The following is a 6,001-nucleotide window of genomic DNA, read 5'->3' on the forward strand; positions in this document are numbered from 1 at the left end:
GGACAAGCCTGTGGATAAGTCTGTGGTTAAACTCTGGAAAGACTCGGCTGAGGGCCGTGGTTGCTGGCTTGGCGCCATCGTCGCTATGACCGCTCAGTCGTGCAAATTGCCCTGGACTACACAGCGGATGCCTCAGGGTCAAGCAAAAAACTTTCAAATMTRCCCGCAAAGCCTTGTGGATAGCGGCTTGCAGCTTTTCCACTTGCCCCCGGAAACTGTGGAYCGGCCTGTGGATAAGGTGCGCGTACATGGCTGCAAGCCACGGGGCATGGGGTGTTGCCAGCATTGATCATTTTTTGTACGGTTTTTGCCATGGTTGYCGCTGTGGAAAAGGCCGGGCATGCTGCCGGTTGATTTTCTATTCCAAGGGCTGACTGTCAGCCGACGCAAGGAGAACACGATGTCCAACACCCTGTTTATTACCGGCGCGACCTCCGGTTTTGGTGAAGCCTGTGCCCGTCGTTTTGCCGAGGCCGGCTGGAAACTGGTGCTGACAGGTCGTCGTGAAGAGCGCCTCAATGCCCTGTGCGCCGAGTTGTCGAAACAGACCGAGGTCCATGGCCTGGTGCTCGACGTACGGGACCGCAAGGCCATGGAGGAGGCGATTGCCAACCTGCCGCCGTCCTTCGCCAAGCTGCGCGGGCTGATCAACAACGCCGGCCTGGCCCTCGGTGTGGATCCGGCGCCCAAGTGCGATCTCGATGATTGGGACACCATGGTCGACACCAACATCAAAGGCCTGATGTACAGCACCCGCCTGTTGCTGCCGCGTTTGATCGCTCATGGCCGTGGCGCCAGTATCGTCAACCTCGGCTCCATCGCCGGCAACTACCCGTACCCGGGCAGCCACGTGTATGGCGCGAGCAAGGCGTTCGTCAAACAGTTCTCCCTGAACCTGCGCTGCGACCTGCAAGGTACGGGCGTGCGGGTCAGCAACATCGAGCCGGGCTTGTGCGAGAGCGAGTTCTCGCTGGTGCGTTTCGCCGGTGACCAGGAGCGTTACAACGCCACTTACGCCGGTGCCGACCCGATCCAGCCGCAAGACATCGCCGAGACCATTTTCTGGGTGCTCAACGCACCGGCCCACATCAACATCAACAGCCTTGAGCTGATGCCGGTGAGCCAGACCTGGAGTGGGTTTGCCATTGAGCGTAATGGCGGCAAGGCGTAATTGTGGCGAGGGGGCTTGCCCCCGTTCGGGTGCGAAGCAGCCGCCTGCGATGCAACTGATAAAACACTAGGGCTGCTGCGCAGCCCAACGGGGGCAAGCCCCCTCGCCACAAAAAAACTCAGCCGAGATACTCGGCCAATCCGCGATAGCAGGTTGCCAAGTGATAAGGCGTGGTCGAAGGCATGTCCTTGCGGCTCACTTCGCCCTGCTCATCGCGACACTCATACCAACCGCCCGCATGCAGAAAGCTTTGTTGCAACGCCTGCAATTGGCGTTGCACCGATGCTTCGCTGTCCGGGCGCAAGGTCAGGGCGCGCAGGTATTCGGCTTGAGCCCAGATGCGTTGGGTTGCGTCGCGAGGGTGATCATCCAGTTCCAGCATCGCTCGCACGGCACCGGTCTGCTGATCGACACCCCGTTGCTCGGTGAACGCAAACGCGCGCTCCAGCGAGGTATGCAGTGTCGAGCCGCGCAGCAATGGCGAGGATTGCAGCAGGAAATACCATTCGAACTGATGGCCCGGCTCGAACCAGTTATCCACAGCTCCCAGCGGCTTCTCCATCAACACCGCATGTCGCGGGTCGATGAAACGCTTTTGCATGGCTGTGCATAACTCGATGAGTGCGTTCTGCACAGCCGCGTCTTCGCGCACCGAAAGGGTGGCGAGGAAGGCTTCGGCCAAATGCATCAGAGGGTTCTGCAATGGCCCGGAGTCGAGCGAGGACCAATCACGGTCCAGGCTGGCTTCGTACAGGCCGTCGCCCATGGCGAAACGCTGCGCTACCACTTCCAGCGCGGCGTTGAGTACCGACTCCACCAGCGGTTCGCGAACCTTGTCCCAATAATGGGCGCAGGCGAACAGGATGAAGGCGTGGGTGTAGAGGTCTTTGCGCTGGTCCAGCGGCGTACCTTGCGGGTCGATGCTGTAGAACCAGCCGCCATGCTCGGCATCGTGGAAATGCCGTTGCAAGGAACGAAACAGCGCCGCCGCGCGCTCTTCAGCCTTGGGCACCTGGCCGATCAGGCTGGAGAACAGGTACAGCTGCCGCGCGCAGGCCATGGCCCGGTAGCGCTGAGGGGGCAGCGGTTTATGCTCGGCATCCAGCGCCTCATAAGGCAACGCCATGTCGGCGTTCCAGCCGGGGCTCTGCCAGAGCGGCACGATCACGTCCTGGAAGTGCTGGTGCACTGAGGCGAACAGGGCGGTCAATTCAGGCTGGGAGGCAGAGCGGGAAACATGCGGCATTGGCTGGCGTCGTCACGGCAGGGTTAATTGCGCGACATGTTAGCAGGCCTTAGAGATGCGGTGTCTGTCAGGCCGCCTTCGCGGGCAAGCCTCGCTCCTACAGGTTTCGTGTCATGACACGAATTGCGGGGTCAAACACAATCCTGTAGGAGCGAGGCTTGCCCGCGAAGAGGTCAGTCCAGACGCTAGAGAATTAACCCGCTAATAACCAAGCTCCGGTTACCGCCGACGCCGCACCCGCCAGCCGAACCAATGGTGCCGCGGCCTGAGGCAAGACGCGAACCATCGCATAACCCGCGGCATGCAATGCCGCTGTCGCTGCCACAAACCCTGCGGCATACGCCCAAGGGCTGGACATGTCCGGCAATTCCAGGCCATGCGCCACACCATGAAACAGCGCGAACAACGCGGTCGCCGCAACCGCCAGGCTCAGCGGCGGACGCACTGCCAACGCCACCGCCAGGCCCAGCGCCAATACCGATGCCGCAATCCCGCTTTCCAGCGCCGGCAGGTTCAGTCCTTCAAAACCCAGCAAGCCGCCGATCAACATGGTGCCCACGAATGTGCACGGCAGGGCCCAGCGCGCAGCGCCTTTCTGCTGCGCCGCCCACAACCCCACGGCAACCATCGCCAGCAAGTGATCGAGGCCGCCGATCGGGTGGCTGATGCCGGCGATCAAGCCGTTGTCGCCATGGCCCGGGTGGGCGAAGGCAATGGCTGGGGTCAGCAGCAGGGCCATGGCGCCCAGAATGCGTTTCAGTGTCATGGATAAGCTTCCTTGTTGATAAGTGTGATCAGGCCGCAGTCAGCAGGCCCTGGCGTTCGATGAAGGCGATGATTTCTTCAAGGCCCTGGCCGGTTTTCTGGTTGCTGAAGACAAACGGCTTACCGTTGCGCATGCGTTGGGTGTCGCTGTTCATCATCTCCAGCGACGCGCCTACCAGCGGCGCCAGGTCGATCTTGTTGATCACCAGCAGGTCGGATTTGCAGATGCCGGGGCCACCCTTGCGCGGCAGCTTGTCGCCGGCGGAGACATCGATCACGTAAATGGTCAGGTCGGACAGCTCCGGGCTGAAGGTCGCCGAGAGGTTGTCGCCGCCGGATTCCACCAGGATCAGATCCAGCCCCGGAAAGCGCCGGTTCAGTTGGTCCACGGCTTCGAGGTTGATCGAGGCGTCTTCGCGGATCGCCGTGTGCGGGCAGCCGCCGGTTTCCACGCCGATGATCCGCTCCGGCGCCAAGGCTTCGTTGCGCACCAGAAAGTCAGCGTCTTCGCGGGTATAGATGTCGTTGGTCACGACGGCCAGGTTGTAGCGTTCGCGCAGGGCCAGGCACAGGGCCAGGGTCAAGGCGGTTTTGCCGGAGCCGACCGGGCCGCCGATGCCGACGCGCAGGGGTTGTGTGTTCATGTGATTCTCCAAACTAAAAGGCCCTAGGAACGGAACAGACGGCTGTACTGGCGCTCATGGGCCATGCACGCCAGGGACAGACCGAAAGCGGCGCTGCCAACGTGTTCGAGATTGATTCGGCTGGCGTCTTGCTGCGCCTGTTGCAGCAACGGCAGCAGTTCGCTGGTCAGGCGTTGTGCGGCTTGCTGGCCCAACGGCAGGGTTTTCATCAACACCGCCAGTTGGTTTTCCAGCCAGCTCCAGAGCCAGGCGGCCAGCGCATCTTGCGGGTTGATGTTCCAGGCGCGAGCCGCCAGCGCCCAGCCGAGAGCCAAGTGCGGTTCAGGGCGTTGCTCGAGAAAGGCGCGAGCAGGCTCGTCCAGCTCCGGCAAGCCGTTGAGCAGCTGCTGCAGCGAATAGCCCATCTGCCGGCTCTCCTGATGCAGCTCACGGGTTTCGCGGCTGGCGCGATGCTCTTCGCAGCGTTGCAGCAACTCGGCCCAGTTTTCTTCGGCGGCGGCGGTGCAATGGGCGAGCAGTAGCGGTGCTTCGAAACGCGCCAGGTTCAGCAGCAATTGATCGCTGATCCAGCGTCGCGCGCTGTCGGGATCATTGACCCGGCCGTTATCCACCGCCATTTCCAGGCCCTGGGAATAGCTGTAGCCGCCAATCGGCAGCTGCGGGCTGGCCAGGCGCAGCAGCGCCCAGGCGGGGTTCATAAGCGCACGCCGAACTGGTGCAGTTTCGGCGGGTAGTTGAAGTCCTCGTCACCGTGGCGCGAGTGGTGATGGCCACCACCGTAGGCACCGTGTTCCGGCTGGAACGGCGCTTCGATGTTCTCGGCCTTGGCGCCAAGCTGTTCGAGCATGGCCTTGAGCACGTAATCATCGAGCAGGCGCAACCAGCCGTCGCCGACTTGCAGGGCCACGTGGCGATTGCCCAGATGATAGGCGGCGCGGGTCAGTTCGAACGCATTGGCGCAGGTGACGTGCAGCAGTTGTTCGGKGCGAGCACAGACGCGAACGACGCGCCCGTCTTCGGCTTGCAGGCACTCGCCGTCATGCAGCGGTGGCTGGCCGCGCTCCAGAAACAAGCCGACGTCTTCACCCTCGGCACTGAAACAGCGCAAGCGGCTTTTGCTCCTGGCTTCGAAGGTCAGGTGCAACTCGGCGGCCCAGACGGGTTGAGGGTCGATTCTGCGATGAATCACCAGCATCGGAAGGCTTCCAGCAATGAACAATGTTCAGGCTAGAGCAAGGGGCTTGCCAATCGGGTGAGAGGTAGGAAATGCCTGTCAGAGCGACGGGGGAGACTCACAATGTTGCAGGACTTTGATTGAAGTTGGTGCGTGACGGGTGTTTACGCACCAATTTGCAGCGCACAAAAAAAGATCGCAGCCTTCCGCCGAAGGCTGCGATCTTTTTCTAACGGGTTACTCGGTACTGCCGAGTCCCTGCCAATGCTTCAGCCCGATAAAGATAAACCGCAACTGCTGGGTAATTTTCGCCTGGGGTGTCAGGTGCTCGGGCAATGCTTCGGCCGGCGGATCGATGATGTCCGGCAGGGTCGCGAACACGCTTTTGACGATCAGATCGGCCATGACGCTCAGGCCGGCGATGTCCAGATGCTGCAGTTTGGGCATCAGCGACAAATCGGCCGCCAGGTCCGAGCTGATGTCCTCGCGCAGGCGGCCGATGGCCTGGCGCACCGGCAGCGAGCCGCCGTACTGCTCTCGGGCAAGAAACAGGAACTGCGAGCGATTGGCCGTGACCACGTCGAGAAAGATCCGCACCGAGGCATCGATGATACCGCCCATGACGAATTCGTTATGGCGCACCAGGCGGATGGTTTCGCGGAAGGTCTGGCCGACTTCGCACACCAGCGCCAGGCCCAATTCGTCCATGTCGGCGAAGTGCCGGTAGAAACCAGTGGGCACGATCCCGGCGGTTCGCGTCACTTCGCGCAGGCTCAAGCTGCCGAATCCTCGGCCGCTTTCCATCAGGTGGCGGGCAGCGTCCATCAGGGCGTTGCGGGTCTGTTGTTTCTGTTCGGCGCGGGGCAGCATCGCAAGGGTGTTTTCTGGACAGGGACAGCGGCGCACTCTAGCAAATCGGCTTCGCTGGCGTCGAACGGACTGTCGGGGGAGCACGCGGGGGAAATGCAGCTTCTATAAAGTCAAAAGCCCAATCCGGGGAT

At 61.8% G+C, this 6,001-nt stretch carries 7 protein-coding genes; 1 reads left to right on the plus strand and 6 read right to left on the minus strand.

Features of this window, described 5'->3' with window-relative positions; translation table 11 throughout:
• The first annotated feature begins 400 nt into the window (after positions 1-400).
• Positions 401-1,171: an SDR family oxidoreductase gene (locus AC1DLB_RS18785; protein ID WP_019582223.1), complete on the plus strand. Its 771-nt coding sequence runs from the start codon at positions 401-403 to the stop codon at positions 1,169-1,171.
• 118 nt (positions 1,172-1,289) lie between these two features.
• On the opposite strand, the gene AC1DLB_RS18790 is transcribed toward AC1DLB_RS18785, so the two are convergent.
• The 6 genes from AC1DLB_RS18790 to AC1DLB_RS18815 form a co-directional block, all read right to left on the minus strand.
• On the minus strand, positions 1,290-2,417 hold the full coding sequence (locus tag AC1DLB_RS18790) for an AGE family epimerase/isomerase (RefSeq protein ID WP_477744195.1): 1,128 nt from the start codon (positions 2,415-2,417) through the stop codon (positions 1,290-1,292).
• A 193-nt stretch (positions 2,418-2,610) separates the two neighbouring features.
• On the minus strand, positions 2,611-3,183 hold the full coding sequence (locus AC1DLB_RS18795; RefSeq protein WP_064616033.1) for a HupE/UreJ family protein: 573 nt from the start codon (positions 3,181-3,183) through the stop codon (positions 2,611-2,613).
• Between the two features lie 28 nt (positions 3,184-3,211).
• Positions 3,212-3,826: an urease accessory protein UreG gene (gene ureG, locus AC1DLB_RS18800; protein ID WP_008001031.1), complete on the minus strand. Its 615-nt coding sequence runs from the start codon at positions 3,824-3,826 to the stop codon at positions 3,212-3,214.
• Between the two features lie 23 nt (positions 3,827-3,849).
• Positions 3,850-4,524, minus strand: coding sequence for an urease accessory protein UreF (locus AC1DLB_RS18805; protein WP_018928471.1), 675 nt, complete (start codon positions 4,522-4,524; stop codon positions 3,850-3,852).
• Positions 4,521-5,021 carry an urease accessory protein UreE gene (gene ureE / locus AC1DLB_RS18810; RefSeq protein ID WP_477785426.1) on the minus strand — a complete coding sequence of 167 codons (501 nt, stop codon included), beginning with the start codon at positions 5,019-5,021 and terminating at the stop codon, positions 4,521-4,523. The genes AC1DLB_RS18805 and ureE overlap by 4 nt, the downstream gene beginning before the upstream one ends.
• Before the next feature lie 216 nt (positions 5,022-5,237).
• The gene (locus tag AC1DLB_RS18815) at positions 5,238-5,870 is read right to left on the minus strand and encodes a TetR family transcriptional regulator (RefSeq protein WP_018928469.1); all 633 of its coding nucleotides are present in this window, start codon (positions 5,868-5,870) and stop codon (positions 5,238-5,240) included.
• Positions 5,871-6,001 lie beyond the last annotated feature (131 nt).

The organism is Pseudomonas sp. 05N434, assembly GCF_056396965.1.